Origin of the sequence: Salibacterium qingdaonense, assembly GCF_900114715.1 — a bacterium.
Taxonomy (GTDB): Bacteria; Bacillota; Bacilli; order Bacillales; family Marinococcaceae; genus Salibacterium; species Salibacterium qingdaonense.
This window is the reverse complement of record NZ_FOTY01000001.1, coordinates 48175-69275: the sequence shown is the minus strand read 5'-3', so window position 1 is coordinate 69275 and position 21101 is coordinate 48175. Positions and strand designations below refer to the sequence as shown.

Genomic DNA, 21101 nt, shown 5'->3' with positions numbered 1-21101 from the left:
TAAAAGCGAAGCATTTTGGCGCAGCGGTTTGTCTCAGCAACGAAAAATGCCGAACGATTTTTTAAAATCGTTCGGCATTTTTCTATCTTATACAGTTTTTGTCCCAGACTCTTTTCTTATCCAGTCCGAAGCCGTCTGGAGTCAGATTTTCATTCCATCGCTCAGCTCGAAGCTGCCTGTTGTTCTGTACCTGCGTAGTTGGCAGCTTTTTCGTCTTTTCTAGAACGAAGCCAGAAGGAGAGCACGAGCGCAACGAAAGCCAAAATCGTGCTTCCCATGAAGGCCCACTGATAACCGTTCAACTGTGCCAGTCTCATCATCTGGGAACCTGCTTCGGCTTCTGCTCCAGCGCCGGAGCGTGCTGTACCGATACCCATCATGGTGACAAGCATGGCGGTTCCAATGGAAGCAGAAATCTGCTGCATCGTATTCATCATCGCTGAACCATGCGAATACCATTTTTGCGGAAGCTGGTTCAACGCAGATGTTACAACCGGCATCATGGCAAACGAAAGACCAAACATGCGGATGGCATAGATGGCAGCCAGGTATGCAAACGATGTATCCAGCGTAATATTGGTAAACAGAAACGTCGTGATCGTCACAATCGTCAAGCCGGTGACCGCCAGCCATTTCGCCCCGAATTTGTCAAAGAGGTGTCCGGTAATCGGCGACATGATACCAATGACAATGGCCCCCGGGAGAAGCATTAGGCCGGACTCCAGCGGTGAGAAGTTGAGAACGTTCTGCATATACAGCGGCAGCAGGGTTTCAGCCCCTATCATGGAAATCAGCGCAGCCATTGTAATGACAATGGATATCGAAAAGATAGGGAACTGGAACAACCGGAATTCCAGCATCGGAACGTTCATACGAAGCTGACGGCGGATAAAGAAAAATAAAATGACAAGGCCTGCCAGAATACTCAGTATGACGGTCGTCCCACCTTCTCCTCCTTCAGCGATTTTACTGAAACCATACAGAATTCCTCCAAAACCAAAGGAAGACAAAATAATAGACAGAACATCGATCTTCGGTTTTGTCAATTCCGTCACGTTCTGCACACAGAAGTACGCCAGGGTGATCGTGACGGCAACGATAGGCAGTACCGTATAGAACATCGCTCTCCATTCAAAATGTTCCAGCAGGAAGCCTGACAGCGTTGGGCCGATGGCCGGAGCAAACGAAATGACAACACCGGCAAGACCCATGGCAAGTCCCCGTCGTTCCAGCGGCACAACTGCGAGCAGCACCGTCATCATAAGCGGAAGCATGATACCGGATCCTGCGGCCTGCACAACCCGTGCCAACACAAGCACAGAGAAAGCCGGTGCGATGGCCGCAATCAATGTGCCCAGACCAAATAAACCAATAGCTGTTAAAAACAGTCCTCTTGTTGTAAAGCGTTCAATCAAGAACGCGGATATCGGAATCATTATACCATTTGTCAACAGAAAGACTGTTGTCAGCCACTGTACGGTGCTCTCCTCCAGGGAAAATACATCCATTATCGTCGGAAGCGCTGTGGCAAGAAGCGTTTCGTTAATAATACCCATAAACGCCCCAGCCATCAGGGATACGATCATCAGCCACTTTTTCAGAGGCGGTAAATTCCAGGAATCATTCATTAGGGAACTCATGATTCAATACATCTCCTTTCCATTCTTTCCAGATACGAATAATATCTTCTATTCTTCTTGATACATAAGATCTCTGCTGCAGAGCTTCCAGCAGAGCTTCAATCAAAAACACACGCGGATGGTCGTGTTCCAGCTCTTCAAGCACAAGCTCCATCGTCTGCTTATCCTGATGAATATCCTCTTTGGCATAACGGCTGCTCACTTCCGTCAGCAGAAGCTGCATCTCCTTTTTCATCCCGGCCCGGCCGGAGACAGCTTCCAGCGTGTCTTCTATTCCAGCTGGAAGGACAGGTTCGAGCTGTGGTAACTGCCGCACTAAAGCATGCACGGTCTCAAAGATAAAAGCAGCCACTTTCCATAACGGTACCGGCTGACTGTACCACATCAGCAGCATGACGTATTCTTTCAGGACACCTTCCATCACGGCGGTTACATCCTGAAGAAAAGGTGCGATATCACTTCCGAATGCATCTTCCAGAGATTGCTGGTGCCAGCTGCGCAGCACCGTCTGAAACTCTTTAATTTTCTTGTTGACTTCACTGTTTTCTGTCGGCATAAACTCGGTGAACAGAATCCGAAAAAAAGATCGGTATTCCACCGATTTTTCAAGCTCCAGACGAATTTTTGATATGAGCTGTTCGTGAGCAGAGAGATCCTTGCCGGAACTGTACCATTCCGCTTCACGAAGAAGAGTGTTCTGGTGGCTTTCGAGTAAGGCGAGCATCATCCCCTCTTTGGAAGCAAAATGCCTGTAAAACGCCCCTTTGGATATCCCGCAGGCTTCTGTGATCTCTTGAATCGAGGTGAAATAATATCCTTTTTCGGAAAACAACTCAATCGCCGTGTCCATGATTTCCTGCTGTTTTTCACTCACCACTCTCCCTCCTCCTGACCAATCAGTCACAAAAAGTAATTATTGAGTCACAACGTACATCTTAAACCCGTTTTTCCCTTTCGTCAACGAATGCGCATAAAGATTTCTTTATAAGGAGCGAAGCCTGTACAGCCGGCCTTTCGTATGTCCCGAAAAACTGGATGAAGCACGGATGAGCATGCGTTTCACCTTATCAGAAGTCGACAGATGAAGAAAGTTTCCTGCTTTTTTCAGCGGTACCCCTCCATTATTCATCGCTCCCTCTCTCTTCTAAAAAAAAAGCTGCCCGGTTGGACAGCTTTTTTTCTTCTATTTAACCCTGCTGGGCCGTTGGACGTACCAGAATTTCGTTGATCGCTACTTCTTCGGGCTGTTCGATCGCATACCGGATGGTACTTGCGATGTCTTTTGGCTGAATCGGGGTCATGCTGCTGTTTTCCAACCCTTTCAGCACATCATCATCGGTAATGGTTTCCGGAAGTTCGGTTGCCACGGCTCCCGGCGAGATAATGGTTGTACGAATATTACTCTCTGCCAGTGCTTCTTCCTGGCGGAGTCCTTCTGTAATCGTACGCACCGCATGTTTTGTACCGCTGTAAACACTCATGCCCGGACCTACAGTGTGTCCGGCAACGGAAGAAATGTTGATGATATGTCCTGCCTTTTGTTCACGCATTGTCGGCAGTACAGCTGCGACGCCGTATAGAACGCCTTTTATGTTGACGTCTACCATCTTGTCCCATTCATCGACTTTCAGCTTGTCCATAAAGGAAAGCGGCATCAGCCCGGCGTTATTGACGAGAACATCAATCCGTCCATAATGGTCCAGTGCCTTCTGCGCCAGTTCCTGGAGCTGCTCACGGGACGTCACGTCCGTCACTTTATAGACAGCGTCTCCTCCGTTTTTGTTAATCTCATCTGTTAACTCCTGAAGACGTTCTTCCCGGCGGGCGGCAAGAACAAGCTTAGCCCCGTTATCAGAAAGCTCTTTGGCAGTGCCCTCTCCGATACCACTCGAGGCTCCGGTCATAAGGACAACTTTATCTTTTAGGTTAGACAAAACATTTCCTCCTTTTTATGTGTTTCTCTTTCATTATAGTAAAAAGCGTACCTTATCCAAAAAGAAACGTTTCAGCTATTGTTAGAAGACGAATAGTAGACTTCTTCATACGGTTGGATGATGACAAAACCTTCTCCTTTAAATTCCATCTGTACGGATTCACCGCTCCCCCGGCCGAAAAACGTTTTAACGTTGATATCGGTGCGGAATTCCGGTTCAAGATGCCCCGACCATGCTACTGTAGCATTCGGATCGGTGATGACCGGCTCTTCCGGGCGGACAAGCAGGGTCAGCGGTTCATAGTGAGACGTGATAGCTGCAGGGCCCGTCCCTTCCAGCGACACATTAAAAATGCCGCCTGCCATCATACCGGCTACTTTTTTCATCATGTTAATATCCCAATCCAGATTTTTGTCAAAAGCAAGTAAATCGTTGCCGTTCACGGTCAGAGATTCATTCTGCAGATTAATAATGGTCACCTTTTTGCCCTGCTCGGCAAGATACAGCCTTCCCGTCCCATTGGCACTCATCAGCGATGTGTCTTCCCCGGAAAAAGCCTGTTTAAAAAATTTGCCGAGCCCGTGTTCCATTATGCCTTCCCGTTCGAATTTGATGTCCCCTGTATAAGACACCATGGATCCTGTTTTTGCCCATACATCACCGTTTAGATTGACTTCAAGAATTCTCGGCGTCTCCAGTTCAAAAAAACCTCTTTCACTGTCATCCTGCTTCGTCTGCTGAATTAATTCCTGGATGGAATATTTGCTCATCTTCCCAAACTCCTTTCAGCCTATGTTTTCACCCTGTATACGTAAAATTCCGAAAACCTGTTTCACCTCATTTATTTTCCACCGGGGATGTTATAATAAACCTTAAAGCTGAGGAAAGGAGATAAAGACATGGCGGCGGGCGAGCATAAACAGGAAGCACCAAGTCAGGTACGATGCATGGTCATCACCATCTCGGACACAAGGAAAGCAGCACAGGACAAGAGCGGGAAGTTTATACAGGAACGACTGGAAGCACAAGGACACCTCGTAACAGATTACCGAATTATCAAGGATGATTACAACCGCATCCAATCTCTTCTCCACAAAGCCGGCACCGATGCGACGGTGGATGCTGTTCTTCTTAATGGAGGAACAGGAATGGCAAAACGAGACACCACTTATGAAGCCGTTCATGCAGTCCTGGATAAAGAAATGCCGGGGTTCGGGGAGCTGTTCCGGTATTTAAGTTTTGTTGAAGATATCGGAACATCAGCTATACTATCCCGGGCTGCAGCAGGTGTTTTTCAAGACACCGCCATTTTCTCCATGCCGGGTTCCTCCGGGGCTGTCAAGCTGGCGCTGAACCGGTTAATCCTGCCGGAACTCGGACATGTTATCCGGGAAATCCAGAAAGACCTCTGAGTCTGCTGATCGGATACGGACATACTGGAAGCATAAGGATCCGTATCCGAAAGCGTTACAGACAGTTTCCGTTATACCGCATCTTCTTCTGTCTAAAACCAGGAAACAGGGGACATATTAAAAAGGAAGGTATCTCTTTGTTCGACACTCTTCCCTATCATCACCAGTTGATCTTACGCTTTTGGCCAGGCCCGTCGTTCCGCATATTCCATGCACATTTTGCAAACCGGAACCTTTTTCCCGCTCGAAGGAGCAATGTACTGACGCGGCTTATATCCACGGATTTTCTTTTTGCAGATTCCGCATGTTTTTCTAAACAACATCGTATCTTCTCCTTTTTTCGTCTTCTCCCCATCATAATACATATAACCGGAGTTTTTAACTATTCCGATTCCCTTCCCATTCCCGCTGCCCCTTCCTGCAGGCTGTCTACTGTACACCCTTTCCAAAGTATCCGTGGTTTTATTTTGCAAATTGCAATCGTACAAATATTGAACGTCGAAACCCCTTACATTAGAGCTTGAATCGGTATATTATTAGCATACAGCCAGCGAAAAAGTTCCACATTGCAAAATCGAATCTTGCAAAAAGGAGGAACGGTGATGGTTCTCGATAAACGAAGGATGTCCCTGCTTCATTATCTTTATCAACAAAACGGCAGCATAGGAATGGAACAGCTTAAAAAACAGCTCGGAGTCTCCCAGCGGACGATTTATTACGACATGGATCAAATCAACGGATGGCTTGAACAGGAGCATCTGGACCCCATTCAAAAACCTTACGGCAAAGGATTTTTTCTGACAAAAGAAACGGTAGAGGCCCTCCCTGAAAAACTGACCCTGCAGGATGAATGGGATTACCGCTTTTCACCTGAAGAACGTATCAAACTCACAACGTTGACGTTATTAACGCAGAATAAGCCGTCCTCCGTACAGGAATTAAAGGACAATGTCCAGGTCAGCCGGGGCACGATCTTCCGCGACATTCAGCAGATAAACAAGGACATGGAAACAAGCGGTTTGGTTCTTATTCATGAAAATTCGGGTTATATCGTGCAGGGACAGGAAAAAGATAAAAGGCAAGTGATCAGTGATACGATAACCTCTCTGCTCACAGACAATAACAACGATCATATGAAACAGAAATTAAACAGCATGCTCCACCCTGCCGCACCTACTGCGGAAACAAATCTTTTTTCGATGATTCAGGATGAAATCGCGGCGTTGGAAGGTGTGCTGAACGTTTCCTTTACAGAGGATATGTTCCAGCTTCTTGTTCTGCAGATCATGATCGCCGTTCAGAGAAAATCCCATGACCTTTCCCTGGCTGTTGATAAAGAAGAAAAAAAGATTCTCGAAAGTACTCGTGCATTTGAAGCTGCCCGGGAGTTAAATGACCGCCTCCGCGGGAAAGGGTTCCATCCGCTTCCTGAACAGGAAATCTATCTCTTGACCATTCAAATCCTTGGATCCAGGGTTCATTACGATCCGAGAACCGGCTCAAATATGAAGGCAATGGAACAGCTCCGGATGGTGATTAAAAAAATCGTTGATGATTTCCAGGTGACAGCCTGCATTATCTTCGAAGAAAGAAAACAGCTTGAAGATAATTTGTTTGTACATCTAAAACCCACGTATTACCGGTTGAAATACGGACTTTCATTAAACAACCAATACTATCAGGATATTCAGACTCATTATCCGGACATCTATGATCTAACGAAACGTTCCCTGTCTCATTTGGAATCATTTATTGGAAAAACCATTCCCAAAGAGGAAACAGCCTATATTGCCATGCACTTCGGCGGCTGGCTGCGCCGGGAAAATCAGACAAGTGTAAAAAAATACCGCGGAGTGGTCGTGTGCGAAAATGGTATCGCGGCTTCCGGAATGGTAAGAGCACAGGTGGAATCTCTTCTTCCGGAGATTATGATCACAAATACGCTTTCCATCAGAGAGTACAATAATCAGCCGGTGGAAGCCGACATTATTTTTTCGACCTCTTTTATTAAACAAAAACAGACACCGATCATCTATCTGCCTACGATTTTGAATGACGCGGACAGAGAATCGGTTGTATACAGGACTCGCAGGCTGCTGAAGCCGGATGCTGCAGGATTCCACAATATTGAGGGTCTCATGAACATCATCAATCACCATACCGAGATTTACGATAAAGAAACGCTTCAGGAGAAACTTGAGACCTTTTTATCAAGTCAACATTCGTTCAAGAAGGAGACGTACAAACCTATGCTGGATGAATTATTAACCAAAGAGACAATTCAGTTTGAACAGGAGGTGACAGACTGGGAACACGCCGTCCGTACTGCTTCGGCCCCGCTTTTGCAGCTGGAGAATATCCAGGAGACCTACGTTGAAGCTATGATTGATAACATCCGGGAAAACGGTCCATATGTTGTCATAGCCCCTCATATCGCACTGCCTCACGCCAGACCTGAAGAGGGGGTGGATAAACTTGGCATGAGTCTGCTCCATTTAAAAAAACCGGTTTCCTTTTCCGATCAGGATAAACACAAAGCAAGCCTTGTGATTGTGCTTGCAGCTGTCGACAATGAAACCCATTTACAGGCTTTGGCACAGCTGACGGAAATGCTCTCCAATCCCGGTAATACTAAACAGCTTCTGCAGGCAGAAAAAGCAGAGGATATTCTGAAGCTCGTCACCCATTATTCATTACAAGGAGGAGAATAATATGAAAAAGATTTTAGTTGTATGCGGAAATGGACTGGGAAGTTCGATGATGGTGGAAATGAATGTAAACAGTATACTAAAAGATATGAATGTAGAAGCCGATGTCTCCCACACGGATTTAACCACAGCCAAAACAGAGCAGGCCGACCTCTTCATCGGTTCAGAAGATATTCTGGGTACCATTGATGACGGAAGCCGCAACATTGCACTTCTGAACAATCTGCTCGACAAAGAAGAATTACGCGGAGTACTCGAAGAAAGGTTATAAGTTCTACCATTAAGGAGAAAAAGGGGGATTATAGATGATTGATTTATTAATGAACGACATCCTGGGAACACCCGAGATTCTGGTCGGTCTGTTCGCTCTTATTGGTCTTCTTATTCAGAGGAAAATGTTTTCGGATGTCATTTCCGGAACGCTGAAAACAGTTCTTGGTTTTGTCATTTTAGGGGCCGGCGCCTCGGTTATTCAAGGTTCACTGGGTCAGTTCAGCAGTATGTTCAATCATGCGTTCAACGTAGACGGAGTCATTCCGAATAATGAAGCGATTGTCGCTGTCGCCCAGGACACATTCGGCACGGAAACAGCAATGATTATGCTGTTCGGTATGATTACCAATATTATTCTGGCACGAGTAACACCTTTTAAATTTATCTTTTTGACCGGGCATCATATTATGTTTATGGCTTGTTTAATTGCCGTTATCCTGACAACAGCCGGCATGTCCAGCATACCTATGATTATTCTGGGTGCCGTCATTCTCGGCTCGCTGATGGTATTGTTCCCGGCTCTATTGCAGCCCTACACAAGAGAAATCACTCAATCGGATGATTTCGCTGTCGGCCATTTCGGATCTGCCGGCTATTTTGTGGCTGGTTTCATCGGCAGAAGAATTGGAAACAAGTCTAAATCAACCGAAGAAATCAACGTTCCAAAATCACTAGGGTTCCTTCGGGACACCTCGGTTGCCGTTTCGCTGACGATGGTTATTTTGTTCCTCGTTGTCGGCGGTTTTGCCGGAAGTGCATTTATTGAAAGTGAATTGAGCGGCGGACAAAACTTTCTCGTGTTTTCCTTTATGCAGGGGCTGACATTTGCCGCTGGTGTCTACATCATCCTTGCCGGTGTACGTATGATTCTTGGTGAAATCGTACCTGCCTTCAAAGGTATTGCAGATAAAGTAGTACCTAATGCCAAGCCGGCTCTGGATGCTCCGACCGTATTCCCGTTTGCCAATAATGCAGTTATTCTTGGCTTTATGGTAAGTTTTCTGGCTGGTTTAATCAGCATGTTTCTGCTGCCGGTATTCAGTCTCGCAGTGATTGTACCCGGATTGGTTCCGCACTTCTTTACCGGAGCAGCCGCCGGAGTGTTTGGAAATGCCACAGGCGGACGAGTCGGAGCCATTGTCGGTGCAGCAGCCAACGGTGTCATGATCAGCTTTCTACCGGCTCTTTTACTTCCTGTTCTTGGAACACTTGGATTTGAAAGCACGACGTTTGGAGATGCCGATTTCGGAGTTGTAGGTCTGATTCTTGGAAATATAAGCAATATTGTGTCATCAAACCTTTTATTTGCTGTTATTATCTTACTGCTTCTTGCCCTCTGCTTTGCCATCGGCTGGAGATCTTACAAGAAGCACGAAACCAGTGCATCGTAAATACAGGTACAAAGCGCTTCCGATTATTATTTATGATAGTCGGAAGCGTTTTTTGTATGGTGTTTTATGACATGATACATGCGGCGGGCTCTGCAGGTGCGTCCGCTGAAAACAGAAAACATATCCTTTCTTCACCAAATGTCTTCTCCGTTTTTCACCTCCGCCGCACGACGGACAGCCCGCACAATTCCCGTATATCCCGTGCAGCGGCAGAGGTTACCGGATAACCCTTCCGCTATCTCATCATCGGCAGGATAAGGATGATTCTTCAACAGTGCCTCAACAGCCATAACCATGCCGGGGGTGCAGTAGCCGCACTGAAAACCACCCTCCTCCAGAAAAGCCTGCTGTACCGGAGTTAATTGTTCTTCTTCGGTGATTCCTTCTATCGTGGTAATCTTTCGTCCTTCTGTCTGATAAGCCATGACAAGACAGGAAGGGACCAGTTCATCATCCAACCATACAGCACAAGCGCCGCAGCGGCCGATACCGCATGATTGTTTTGTACCCGTCAGATCCAGTGTATCCCGGAGCATATCGACCAGCCGGGTGGATGGAGCGGTCGTTACCTGGACCGGACGGCCGTTCATCGTAACAGATAGAATCGTATGCTCTTTGTTCTGCCGGGTACTTACGTTTCCATCCATGGGTGCAGCCCCCTCTTTGTAATATGGTCCAGCACACGCTCCGGATGGATGGGCAGACGGTCGACCCATAAACCAACAGCGTCGTGCACAGCTTTCGCTATGGCCGGCGCAACAGCAACCGTACCGATCTCTCCGACCCCTCTAGGTCCGTGCTCATCACTTTCATGTAACGTCTCTACCGGATAAACCCCCAAGTCAAAAGGAACATCGGATATTCCCGGAATCATATACGTGTCCAGATTTTCATTCACGTACCGGCCTTCCTTCATTTCTGCCTCTTCCATCAGGGCATAGCCGGCTGCCATCACGCCCCCGCCTTCGATCTGTCCCTTATAACCGAGTTCGTTCACGACCGGTCCGGCAGCTACAGCCTGGTTTAACCCACGAAGAGATACCTGTCCGGTCCGGATGTCCACTTCCACCTCCGCCCGTACCGCGGCAAACGTGTATAGATAATGACTGCCATCCACATCATCCGGTGTAACCGGAAAATCAAAAAACGTCGTCGTTTCCAGCTCTTCTTCCAGATAACCGGCCAGGTCTTCATACGATACGACCTTGGTGGTTCCGGAAAAAATGCCTCCTTCTCCTAAAACAAGATGCTGTTCCTCTGCCCCTGTGACCTTCGATGCCTTTTCCAAAACGCTTTGTCGAAAATCTCCTTTCATCCGCTGCACGGCCTGCCATACCATACTCGTTCCGCGCGAAGCCGTCGTCGATCCTGTAGGAGGCACTTTCGTTGTGTCTCCAATCCGTATTCTTATATCCTCCTCTCCGCAGCCGAGCGCTTCACATACAACCGTTTCAATGACCCCGAGAATCCCCTGCCCGAATTCTTCAAAGCCGAAAGAGATTTCTATTTTTCCATCCTTTGCAAACAAGAGACGGCCTCCGGATGGATCAAGACGTCCCGAGCCAAGCCCGCCCCCATGCATCGTGACAGCGATCCCCGTGCCGGTCTTTTTCCAAGGTTTTGGGACGGAAACGGAAAGGGGTTTTTCTTCAAGTGTTTTCAAAACGTCAACCGCTCCGTCTGTCGGGGCAATCGTCTGACCGAGAGGACCCGGGTCGTGTGTGCTGCGGAGATTGCTGTGCCGGAATGCAGCCGGAGATAGATGCAGCTTTTCAGCAAGTCGGTCCATCTGCCCTTCAAGGGCGAATGTAACCTGATTCCCCCCAAAACCCCTGAATTCACCGGCAACACCGTTATTGGTAAATACCGACAACCCCTGAACATCAACAGCCGGTATCCGGTAAGGGCCGGAAGCGTGTTCGACTGCAAAATCAAGAATCGCCGGTCCAAGGGTGGCGTAGGCTCCTGTATCGGCGGTTATTTCCACCTCATGGGCCATCAGCTTCCCCTGGCTGTCCGCTCCAGTCTTCATCCTGATTTTCATGGGATGGCGTTTGATACCGGATTGAACCGACTCTGCCCTCGTTTGGTGAATGTGGACAGGGTACCCGCTTTTCATGGCAAGGAGTGCGGCATACGGCTGAACATTCAACTCGTCTTTCCCGCCGAACGAGCCGCCCATCGGACTTGATACAACCCGGATGCGTTCCTCCTCCAATCCAAGAATACGAGAGAGCTGAAAACGGTCCTTAAAGCCGTGCTGCGTGCCCATATAAACCGAAATTCCTCCGTCCTCTTCCGGAACAACCACGCCTCCCTCGGTTTCCATATAGGTATGCATCTGACGGGGAACATCGTACGTCTCTTCCACGACAGCGCTGCATTGATCGAATCCGCTGTCGACACACCCTTGGCTGTATTGATTATGATGAAGAATATTGCCCCCGGCATGGAGAAGAGGCGCGTCTTCATCCAGACTTTTGGATGGTGCATCCATAACAGGGAGAGGTTCATAAGTCACCTCAATGAATGCAAGAGCTGCCTCCGCTTCTTCGATTGTATCTGCAGCAACTGCGGCTACGGCGTCCCCGGTATATCGGACGGTGTCACTACACAGTACCGGCTGGTCCGGCAGCACAATGCCAAAAGCATTGAGTGCCGGCACATCCTTATGCGTTATGACCGCCTTTACCCCTGGAAGGGCTTCCGCCTTTTCAGTGAAAATACCGGTGATGCGGGCATGCGGGTATTCACTTCGTTTCACTTTGCCATACAGCATGCCATTCACGTGCAGATCCGTTAAATATTTCAGACGGCCTGTGATTTTCGGTTTACCATCGGGGCGCGTCCGCTTGCCTGGCTTTATTTCAGGTGTTTTGGTGTCATGCATCTTCCCCCCTCCTTTCCATCGGGCTTTGTTCCATATTTTCGTAGAGATGAGATAGAATCAGGTGTGCTGCGGCTTTTTGTTTATAACGTCCTGAACAATATGAATCCCCGGAAGGATGAAAGGACGCGGACAATGTCTCATGCAGGTTCCTAAGCGTCTTCGTGGACAACATTTCTCCCCTCAGGGTGTTCTCTGCCTCCGTCAAACACTGCGGCGGCACATTTGCTCCCCCTGCGGCCAGTCGTACCTCCTCCACCTTCTTTTCCTCATCCAATACGAGACGGCACGCTGCATTGATTACAGACAACGAGAAAGCTTCCCGGCGGCCGGTTTTTTTAAAGAAGGAAATGGTGCGTTCTGTATCTGTTGGAAGGGGGATCTTTATACCGCTCAACAGGTCCGGACTGGTTTCTCCTTTGTTTACAAACGAAAGAAGCGGGAGCGATTGAAATCCGCTGTTGTCAAAAAAGGAAACAGAGGCATCTAGTACGAGCAGCGCAGGAAGCGTATCCCCTTTTCCATACATAATATTTCCGCCAATCGTACCCCGGTTTCTCACCCCCGGAGCGGCAACAGAGATCAATGCCTCTACCAAGCAGGGTGCATGCTGCTGCAGCAGCGGACTCCGGCGGCATGCTTCAAGCGTCGTCAACGGTCCGATTTCAAGATAATCTCCATGGATGGTAATCCCTTTTAACCCCTCAATCGTTTCAAGACTGATCAACACTGGAGAGCACGGGTATCCCTGTCCGCGCTGCATTTGTATGACCGTTCCTCCGGCGATGTAGGAAGCATCTGCACCGTTTTCCTGCTTTTTTTCCCAAGCTTCTTCAAGCGTCCGCGGAAAACGGATGAGCGGTGTGTCTACGTGAGAAACGGAACCGGCATATCGTTCAACAGCCATTCATATTCCTCCTTTGTGTCCACGTCATAAAAAGCTTTTTCGTCCCGAAACGAAACAGTAATCCCTGCGCCGGAAGGAAGAGACTTGAGAAGCTGACGAGCACCTTTATCCCCGCGTATCTGCTTTAATGAGGAAAAAAGTCTCCGTGAGAAAATGACCGGCGGACGTATTTTCCCTCCAATGGATGAAGCGGTAAAATCCGGCTGGCTCCTGATATGCTGATGGATTAATTCATCGATCCAAGCTGAAGGAAAGAGAGGCTGATCGCCGAGCAGTACCATTACCGCTTCTGCTTTTCGGTCTTCTGCGGCCTGCACCCCGCTTCGAAGCGAATAAGACTGCCCCCGCTCTGCAAAACGGCTTCGGATTGTTTCCCACCTTTTCTGTTCTTCCAGGCGTTCAGGGAGGAGCCACTCCAGCGGATCAAGTGTCTTGGTAACGACAAGGGTCTGCTGCAGGGAAGAACGCGTGGCTGCCCTCAGGCTCATGCTTCCGACCGTGGAAGTTCCCAGAGGGAGCGCCAGTTTATGCTGACCCATGCGTCTGCTGCTGCCGGCCGCAAGAAGAATGCCGGTGACGTGTTCTTCTTTCATACCATCATCCCTTCCGATCCGGAAGTAAGGGACTTAAAACGTTCAATCAACTCCGCCGTTATACTGACGGCAATCTCATGAGGTCCTTCCGCTGCAATCGAAAATCCGACCGGAGTTTTTACATCCCCGGGAACCTCGCTTTGATCCAGCAGCAAAGACGTCCGTTTGCGGGAACCAAGCACCCCAAGGTAGGAAAGCTGTCTTTTTCGAAGATACGCGAGAAGTTCCTTATCCCGTTTGAAGTCATGAGTCATGACCACGGCAAAGTCCCCTCGCTTTATATCAAGTTCGTGTTTCATATCCTCCGGAAAACCTGTGAAGAGGTTACGCGCATCCGGAAACCGTCTCCTGCTGCATTTGGCCGGACGCCAGTCAGCCACAGTTACATCAAAGCCGGCGAAAGCAGCCAGATGAACAAGCGGGCACGTGTCGTCTCCCGCACCGAATACAAACAACCGTGGCTTTGGAGAAAAAAGATGGACATATAATGCTTCTTCCTCCTCTGCATCTTCCCGGTTCTGCATCCCGCTTCGGGCAGCGTTAATCCATGCAGGCGCCGTCCCGTTCCAGTTGCCGAATACGGACCCTGTGCATTCAAAAAGCGTCGCAGCAGAACCGGAATCTGCCGGGAGTTGTTTCACCATGAGAACGGCATTACCGGCATTCAGGTGTTCTTTCATTTTCATCAAGTCGTGGTACAATCTGCTGTTCACTGGTTCAAGCAGTACTTGAATGATCCCGTCACACCCTGTTCCCCGGCCCCAGGAAAGGTCATCAAACCCTCTCATGTCGTAGGTGATGACGCTTGAACCACCTGTCCACACTGCTTCAAAGCGGGTATGGATATCTTCTTCGAGACACCCCCCGCTGAGCAGCCCGGTCTGCATCCCGTCCTCCTGCACGAGCATCGTTGTTCCTTCTTTTCGGTAAGCGGAGCCTTCAACATGCACAATGGTTGCAAGCACAGATCGAACCGTTTGGTTCTCCAACACTTCCAGTACCGCATGTATATCTTCCATACATCATTCCTCCTGCATTAAATGAGCGGTACGGTGAACCAAACGCGAAACGGCTTCATCGGCATCCTGCAGCACACGGCGCTTATCCATCGTTTTCATGATGCGGTTTTCCATGACTACCCGCCCGTCAATGATTGTCGTATCAACATCCGCCGCCGAAGCGGAGTAAACGATTCTTGAAACCGGGTCTACCGTCTGAGAAGGATAACTATGAAACTGCTGCAGATCCAAAAGAATCATGTCGGCCTTTTTCCCTTCTTCCAGACTGCCTGTTTCATGCTGCAGACCAAGTGCTTCTGCTCCTTGAATGGTCGCCATCTTCAACACATCAAGAGCCGGCACAGCCGAAGGTCCGTGAAAAGGTTTGGGCAGCAGCGCGGCAAGCTTCATTTCCTGAAACATATCCATCGTGTTGTTGCACGGTGCTCCATCCGCTCCCAGACTGATAGATGCTCCCATGTCATTTAAACCGTGGACGTCAGCCACTCCGGAAGCCAGTTTAAGATTAGATCCCGGACAGTGGGTCATTTTCACTCCTTTGTCCCGGATAATATTTTTTTCCTGATCATTCAGCCAGATGCAGTGCGCAAGAACGAGCCGCTCGTTGGCAAGGCCGATATGGTCGAGGTACTCCACATTTCTCATCCCGTGCCGCTGCTCTACAATAGTGACTTCCCCCTGGTTTTCAGAAGCGTGGGTATGCACCATTACGTCATAATCTTTGGATAGATCCCGGACGTTTTTTAATAACGTTTCCGTGCAGGAAACAACAAACCGCGGACAAAATGCATACTGTATCCGGTTATTGTCGTACCCGTGCCACCTTTCAAGAAGGCGGATGCTCTCTGCAATGGAAGCATCGGTTTGTTCCAGAAGAGCTGGAGGGAGTTCATCCCCGACGTCCATCATGACTTTTCCGGACAGTGCACGGATTCCAGTTTCAGCCATCGCCTCAAAAGCAGCATCCGTGTGGTGTACGGTTTCCATATCCATGATGGTTGTTGTACCGCCCTGTATCAGTTCTCCAATTCCCAGCTTTGCTGAATGATAGAGAGAATCGTGGTCGTGAGCCGCTTCAAGCGGCCATATTCTCTGCTTCAGCCAATCCATCAGTTCCATATCATCAGCCTGGCCGCGGAACAGCGCCTGGCATAAGTGGGTATGCGTCTGAATAAATCCGGGGAGAACTGTTCTGCCTTCGGCTTCAATGATTTTAGTCCCCGGCTCCACTTCCTCTATTAAATGCTCCCCTATTTTTACGATACGGTCGTTTTTGATCCAGATATCTCCGTACCGGATTTCCATTTTTTCATTCATCGTGACAATTTCGGCCTGTTGTATCAGTATGGCTGTCATGCTTTTTCTCCCCTTTTCCGGTTAAAAAAACGGAGAAAGGTTCATAGCCCTTCATGACTACCCCCTCTCTCCGGTTCCTTCCAGTCTCTACGGCCCGGAATCAAACAATCTTCTCTCTATTCCAACCAACATTGATGGTGAAAAACAGTACGGCGGTCTTTTGTTACGTCTTATCCTATATAACTTCCTGCAACCTGTCATGAATAATGTCAGATTATTTACACTTCTTTTGAAAAGCTCAGGCTACTCGGTTAAATATTCCGTTGTAAATACTTTTTCCGGCTCGACTTGTTCATCCAGTAGATCCAGTTCATATAACTGATCAATCAGCTCCTGCCAGCGCTCAGTAGTCATGTGTCCAACTCCGTTCTCTTCGGCAGCACCACCGTAGACGAAATCATGCTGCTGTTCACTTTCGAACTTCAACTCTTCGGGTGCAATGTTCTCATTTGCTTCATGGATCACTTCATTAACTTCTTCGTAATTGTCTTCATAGTAATTCCAGCCCGGGCGGTACGCCTGCATGAAATTTTCCACCATTGCTTCATTGTTCTCCAGATAATCCCGTGTGACAAACAGAACAACATTGTATGGGTCATACCCAGATTCGGAAATAAGAGTGGTCTCTACGTCCACGTCCTGCCGTTCCATAAAGTAAGGTTCCGATGTCACAAACGATTGACTGACAGACTGATGGTCACTCATGAACTGCGTATACTCCCCGGTATACGTTAATTGTTCGACACCGCTCAGGTCATATTGGCTCTTCAGGTATTCCCAGTATGGAATGCCCGCCTCCACATACACCTTCCGGCCGTTCAGGTCCTCAAATCCGTCCATCCCTGCATCGGCATGATACATAAATGCCTGCGGACTATTCTGAAGACTGGCCCCCAGTGCTACGAGGTCCATTCCCTGGTTTCTTGCCATCAGCAGCTGGTCGGCGTGCGCCAGACCGAATTCCGCATCACCGGCAGCGACCATCTGGATCGTTGATACTTCCGGTCCCCCCGGCTGAATTTCCACATTGAGACCGTTTTCTTCAAAGTACCCCTGAGACTTTGCAGCATAAAAGCCCCCCATCTGACTTTTTGGGAACCAGTTTAATACGAGTGTCGCTTCTTCAGTTCCTTCTGATTCAGCACCTGCTGTCCCGCTTTCTTCCGATTCTCCTCCGCCGCACGCGGCAAGTGTCACAAGCAGCACAAAACCTGCCGGCAGCCACCTCATTTTGGAAGTTATCTGTTTTTTCCCCATATAAACTCCTCTTTTCTTTTGTGAAAATAATTATTTTTTCATAGCAGATTCATGCCAGGAACCGAGTATTTTGTTTGAAAGCAGACTGATCAGAAGATAGAACGTAATACCGAGCAGAGCTCCCGCAATGGCACAGGCAAAGATAAAAGCCGTATTCACCTGAATCGCAGAAACCGTGATGGCATATCCGAGACCACCTTCTCCACCGCCTACTCCTGCTACATATTCACCGACGATGGCTCCGACAATGGATAAGGTGCAGGAAATTTTCAGACCTGCCATAATAAACGGCATGGCCGAAGGGAGACGCAGCTTCCACATTTTCTGCCATTTGGAGGCATTATAGAGCGAGAACAGGTCGTCTTTTTCTCTATCCACCGAATTCAGACCCATCAATGTATTGGAAATGACCGGGAAAAATCCGATCAAAAACGATACAACAACAATCGCATTAAATCCTGCTCCGAACCATATCACCACAATCGGGGCGACAGCTACGACAGGCAGCGTCTGCAGAATGATGGCGTATGGATAGATACTTCGTTCAATGATTTTGGAGCTTGCCAGTAAGATGGATACCGCAATACCAATCACCGCACTAAGCAGAAACCCGATCACCGATTCAAATACGGTAATCTGCACTGCCTCCCACAGAAGTGCCCCGTCACTTACAGCAGCGGAGATGACATCCGTCGGTTTAGGCAGAATGTAATGCGGCATTCCGAGCAGTGCCGGTACCGCCTGCCACAACGCGATAAAAAGTACAAACGCAATCACAGGACCAAGAATATATTGCTTGAATGTTTCCCGTACCGGCTTTGTCTTTTTCACTTTTTCCGCTTTTGCGGTGACATGGTTTCCTGCCGCTTCCGCGGGCGTCATACTCATGATACATCCTCCCTTTCATCCAGACTGTCCTCCAGCTGATCCGATGCCTTTTTGACATAAGCGGAGAATAACTCGTCCGTTCTGCTGATCGACTGCCGCGGGCGGGGAAGATCCACCTGGATGACAGAAGATAAACGTCCCGGCCCGGCGGACATAACCGCAATGGTCGTCGATAGGTAGACCGCTTCAAATACATTGTGGGTAACAAACAAAATCGTCGTTTTCTCTTTTTCCCAAATTTCCAACAATTCAAGCTGCAGCCGCTGCCGGGTCATTTCATCAAGTGCCGCGAACGGTTCATCCATTAACAGTAGTTTCGGCTTGGCAGCCAGTGCTCTGGCAATCGAAACCCTCATTTTCATTCCTCCGGAAAGTTCTCTTGGAAACACTTTCGCATACTTTTTCAAGCCGACCATATCCAGCACCCGGAGTCCTTCTTCTCTTGCTTCCTTTTTAGAAATCCCCCGAAGTTCCAGCGGAAGGATGACATTATCCAGTACTTTCCGCCACGGCAGAAGATTCGGTTCCTGGAAGACAAAAGCAATATCGTTCGTGTTTTCAATCGTGTCTTTCGGCGAGCGGCCGAATACATTCACGGCGCCTGTACTTGGTTCTTCCAATCCTGCTGCCATCCGCAGGGCGGTGGATTTTCCGCACCCCGACGGACCGAGAAATGTAATAAATTCCCCTTCTTCAATGGTCAGGTTCAATCGATCCAGTGCAGCTGTGCCATTTTGAAACACTTTGCTCAATTGACTGAAAGCTATCGCCTGCTGTTTTTCCGTTTCCATTTTATTCTCCTTCCTCCAGCCACCTTTTTAAGCCCGGTACCGGCTTGGTGCTTCTTGTTTTGATAGTTATATCTTACGGCCTGCTCCCGGGAGCGTCATTGTATATATTGGCTGAACACCTGGAGTTTTTTTGTAAAAAAAGACAGCAGACGAAACAGGTCTGTTCCGTCTAACTTATTACGGCTCGCGTCCGTCTCCTTTCTCCGTCCCTCTACCACAGGTTTTTTTCTGTTTCAGCTTCTTTTGACACTTTTTCGGCTTCGTTCTTTGTTTCACTTTCATATACGTTAGAATAGTTAACATAAAATTTTAAAAAAATCAGCACTCCGTATTGGAATGCTGATTGATATGGTTATTCTTTTTCCGTCAATGCTTCTCTTGGGAAATCAGGGACGAGTCCTTCGTCGGCGGCTCGTTCAAGAAAGACGCGGACGGCTGCCCATCCGTCTTCGCCGAGATTCCTTGTAAATTCATTGACGTATAAATCGATGTGCTGCTGCGCGACCTCAGGCGCCATTTCCTGGGAATGTTCCATGACATAGTCGTTTGAATCTTCGGGATGCGCCCAGGCGTGGTCGACGGATTCACGGATCCATTCTTCCACTTTTTGATGGTCCACTGACCGCCGGGCGATAATGGCGCCGAGCGGAATCGGAAAACCGGTGTCAGTTTCCCACCATTCTCCGAGATCCTGAAGCATATGGAGGCCGTAATTGTGATACGTGAAACGGGCTTCGTGGATGACCAGACCGGCGTCAACCTCGCCGCGCTCGACAGCGGGCATGATGTCATCAAACGGCATAATTCGGATGTCGCCGACCGCCTCGTTCAGATTCTGCGCCGTCCAGAGCCGAAACAGCAGATACGCCGTTGAGCGGTCGCTCGGAACAGCCACTGTCTTTCCTTCCAGAAACCGCGGATCGTTTTGATCTTCTTTCGTCAAAACAAGCGGACCACACCCTCTTCCAAGGGCGCCGCCGCAGGAGAGAAGACGGTAATGATCGAGCACCCACGGCAGAGCAGCGAAGGATATTTTCATCACTTCCGGCCCTTCCTGATTGGCAGCCCAGTAGTTTGTCTGGTCTATGTCGGCATACGTCACCTCCACCGGCGGCGCATCCGGGACGAGGCCGTGGACAAGGGCATGGAATGTAAATGTATCATTTGGACATGAGGAAAAAGCAATATTCATATTAAAAAACCTCCCGTAAAATCGGACTCATCTGTTCGAGTGCTGCAAGTGCTGCGGGGATGTCCCAGTTATCGCGGTCGCGCGGGCCGACAGCATTGGATACAGCGCGCACTTCAAAGACAGGAATATTCTGTCTGCGGGTCGCAGCGGCTACGCCGAACCCTTCCATCGCTTCCGCCCGGGCGCCTGGAAAACGATCGCGGAGCCTATCGGCGGTGGCATGGGTGCCGGTTGCTGTCATGGTCGTCAAAATCGGACCGGTGCACGCATGCATGCCGGCTTTTTCCGCCTGCTCCCGCATCTGCTCTACCATTGCCGGATCGCAGTGGTAACGGGACGCTCCAAGACCGAGGTGTTCCATCGAAAGAAAACCATCCGGTGCCTCCGCCCCTGCTTCCGCTGCAATAATTTCGCTGGCGGCCACAATGGATCCGATACCTTCCGAGTTCTGAAAAGCGCCCGCGATCCCTGCGTTAATAACAGCTTTGTACGTTTCGTTCTGCAGAGCGGATGCTGTACTGACAGCTGCTTCCGCCATCCCGGCTCCCCCCGCTTCCACGACAAACCGTGGGTCGTTCTCTAATCCTTTATGTATAACTTCCGCTTCTTTGTCCACCGCCGTGACAATGAGAATCTTTCCTTCTTCCATGATGTGAACTCCTTTGCTGCTGATGGGCTGTTCTTTTATCCTATCACGGAATCCTTCTGTCTGTCCTGTCGCAGCATAAACCGGTTATAGTTACGTTTGCCCTGTTTCATGTGGGACAAACGCAACCATGGCAGGTTCATAATGACGTTTTCGACGAAACCCATCGGATCAAACGTAACTACAGCCGGTGCATAACGACGTTTG

19 protein-coding genes are annotated in these 21101 nt (G+C 48.9%); 4 read left to right on the top strand and 15 right to left on the bottom strand.

Features of this window, described 5'->3' with window-relative positions:
* Nucleotides 1-161: 161 nt before the first annotated feature.
* The 4 genes from BM058_RS00315 to BM058_RS00300 all read right to left on the bottom strand — a co-directional run bounded on the left by BM058_RS00315 (nt 162) and on the right by BM058_RS00300 (nt 4344).
* Nucleotides 162-1640, bottom strand: a complete 1479-nt coding sequence (locus tag BM058_RS00315; RefSeq protein ID WP_245736745.1) for an MDR family MFS transporter — start codon at nt 1638-1640, stop codon at nt 162-164.
* Entirely contained in the window at nt 1621-2514 is an 894-nt protein-coding gene (locus tag BM058_RS00310) for a TetR/AcrR family transcriptional regulator (RefSeq protein ID WP_143082959.1), read from the bottom strand. The genes BM058_RS00315 and BM058_RS00310 overlap by 20 nt, the downstream gene beginning before the upstream one ends.
* 313 nt (nt 2515-2827) lie before the next feature.
* Nucleotides 2828-3574 carry an SDR family oxidoreductase gene (locus tag BM058_RS00305; protein WP_177195364.1) on the bottom strand — a complete coding sequence of 249 codons (747 nt, stop codon included), beginning with the start codon at nt 3572-3574 and terminating at the stop codon, nt 2828-2830.
* A gap of 71 nt (nt 3575-3645) precedes the next feature.
* Nucleotides 3646-4344: an AIM24 family protein gene (locus BM058_RS00300; protein ID WP_090925045.1), complete on the bottom strand. Its 699-nt coding sequence runs from the start codon at nt 4342-4344 to the stop codon at nt 3646-3648.
* 129 nt (nt 4345-4473) lie between these two features.
* On the opposite strand from BM058_RS00300, the gene BM058_RS00295 reads away from it, so the two are divergent.
* The 4 genes from BM058_RS00295 to BM058_RS00275 all read left to right on the top strand — a co-directional run bounded on the left by BM058_RS00295 (nt 4474) and on the right by BM058_RS00275 (nt 9358).
* Nucleotides 4474-4986: a MogA/MoaB family molybdenum cofactor biosynthesis protein gene (locus BM058_RS00295; RefSeq protein ID WP_090925044.1), complete on the top strand. Its 513-nt coding sequence runs from the start codon at nt 4474-4476 to the stop codon at nt 4984-4986.
* A 602-nt stretch (nt 4987-5588) separates the two neighbouring features.
* Nucleotides 5589-7697, top strand: a complete 2109-nt coding sequence (locus tag BM058_RS00285; RefSeq protein ID WP_090925042.1) for a BglG family transcription antiterminator — start codon at nt 5589-5591, stop codon at nt 7695-7697.
* 1 nt (nt 7698) lies between these two features.
* The gene (locus tag BM058_RS00280) at nt 7699-7965 is read left to right on the top strand and encodes a PTS sugar transporter subunit IIB (protein ID WP_090925041.1); all 267 of its coding nucleotides are present in this window, start codon (nt 7699-7701) and stop codon (nt 7963-7965) included.
* 34 nt (nt 7966-7999) lie between these two features.
* Nucleotides 8000-9358: a PTS ascorbate transporter subunit IIC gene (locus BM058_RS00275; protein ID WP_090925040.1), complete on the top strand. Its 1359-nt coding sequence runs from the start codon at nt 8000-8002 to the stop codon at nt 9356-9358.
* A gap of 131 nt (nt 9359-9489) precedes the next feature.
* On the opposite strand, the gene BM058_RS00270 is transcribed toward BM058_RS00275, so the two are convergent.
* The 11 genes from BM058_RS00270 to BM058_RS00220 form a co-directional block, all read right to left on the bottom strand.
* A complete protein-coding gene (locus BM058_RS00270; protein WP_090925039.1) occupies nt 9490-10005 on the bottom strand; it encodes a (2Fe-2S)-binding protein in 516 nt (171 codons plus the stop codon).
* Nucleotides 9990-12248, bottom strand: a complete 2259-nt coding sequence (gene pucD / locus BM058_RS00265) for a xanthine dehydrogenase subunit D (RefSeq protein ID WP_090925038.1) — start codon at nt 12246-12248, stop codon at nt 9990-9992. Before pucD ends, BM058_RS00270 begins: the two co-directional genes overlap by 16 nt.
* Nucleotides 12241-13152, bottom strand: coding sequence for an FAD binding domain-containing protein (locus BM058_RS00260; RefSeq protein ID WP_090925037.1), 912 nt, complete (start codon nt 13150-13152; stop codon nt 12241-12243). Before BM058_RS00260 ends, pucD begins: the two co-directional genes overlap by 8 nt.
* Entirely contained in the window at nt 13113-13745 is a 633-nt protein-coding gene (locus tag BM058_RS00255) for an NTP transferase domain-containing protein (RefSeq protein WP_090925266.1), read from the bottom strand. Before BM058_RS00255 ends, BM058_RS00260 begins: the two co-directional genes overlap by 40 nt.
* Nucleotides 13742-14764: an XdhC family protein gene (locus BM058_RS00250; RefSeq protein ID WP_090925036.1), complete on the bottom strand. Its 1023-nt coding sequence runs from the start codon at nt 14762-14764 to the stop codon at nt 13742-13744. Before BM058_RS00250 ends, BM058_RS00255 begins: the two co-directional genes overlap by 4 nt.
* 3 nt (nt 14765-14767) lie before the next feature.
* Nucleotides 14768-16120 carry a 5'-deoxyadenosine deaminase gene (locus BM058_RS00245; protein ID WP_090925035.1) on the bottom strand — a complete coding sequence of 451 codons (1353 nt, stop codon included), beginning with the start codon at nt 16118-16120 and terminating at the stop codon, nt 14768-14770.
* A 243-nt stretch (nt 16121-16363) separates the two neighbouring features.
* Nucleotides 16364-17377, bottom strand: coding sequence for an ABC transporter substrate-binding protein (locus BM058_RS00240; protein WP_090925034.1), 1014 nt, complete (start codon nt 17375-17377; stop codon nt 16364-16366).
* Nucleotides 17378-17407: 30 nt separating this feature from the next.
* The gene (locus tag BM058_RS00235) at nt 17408-18265 is read right to left on the bottom strand and encodes an ABC transporter permease (RefSeq protein ID WP_245736743.1); all 858 of its coding nucleotides are present in this window, start codon (nt 18263-18265) and stop codon (nt 17408-17410) included.
* On the bottom strand, nt 18262-19056 hold the full coding sequence (locus BM058_RS00230; protein WP_090925033.1) for an ABC transporter ATP-binding protein: 795 nt from the start codon (nt 19054-19056) through the stop codon (nt 18262-18264). Before BM058_RS00230 ends, BM058_RS00235 begins: the two co-directional genes overlap by 4 nt.
* Before the next feature lie 352 nt (nt 19057-19408).
* Nucleotides 19409-20248, bottom strand: a complete 840-nt coding sequence (locus BM058_RS00225; protein WP_090925032.1) for a 1,4-dihydroxy-6-naphthoate synthase — start codon at nt 20246-20248, stop codon at nt 19409-19411.
* 1 nt (nt 20249) lies between these two features.
* Nucleotides 20250-20897: a futalosine hydrolase gene (locus BM058_RS00220; protein ID WP_090925031.1), complete on the bottom strand. Its 648-nt coding sequence runs from the start codon at nt 20895-20897 to the stop codon at nt 20250-20252.
* Between the last annotated feature and the right edge of the window lie 204 nt (nt 20898-21101).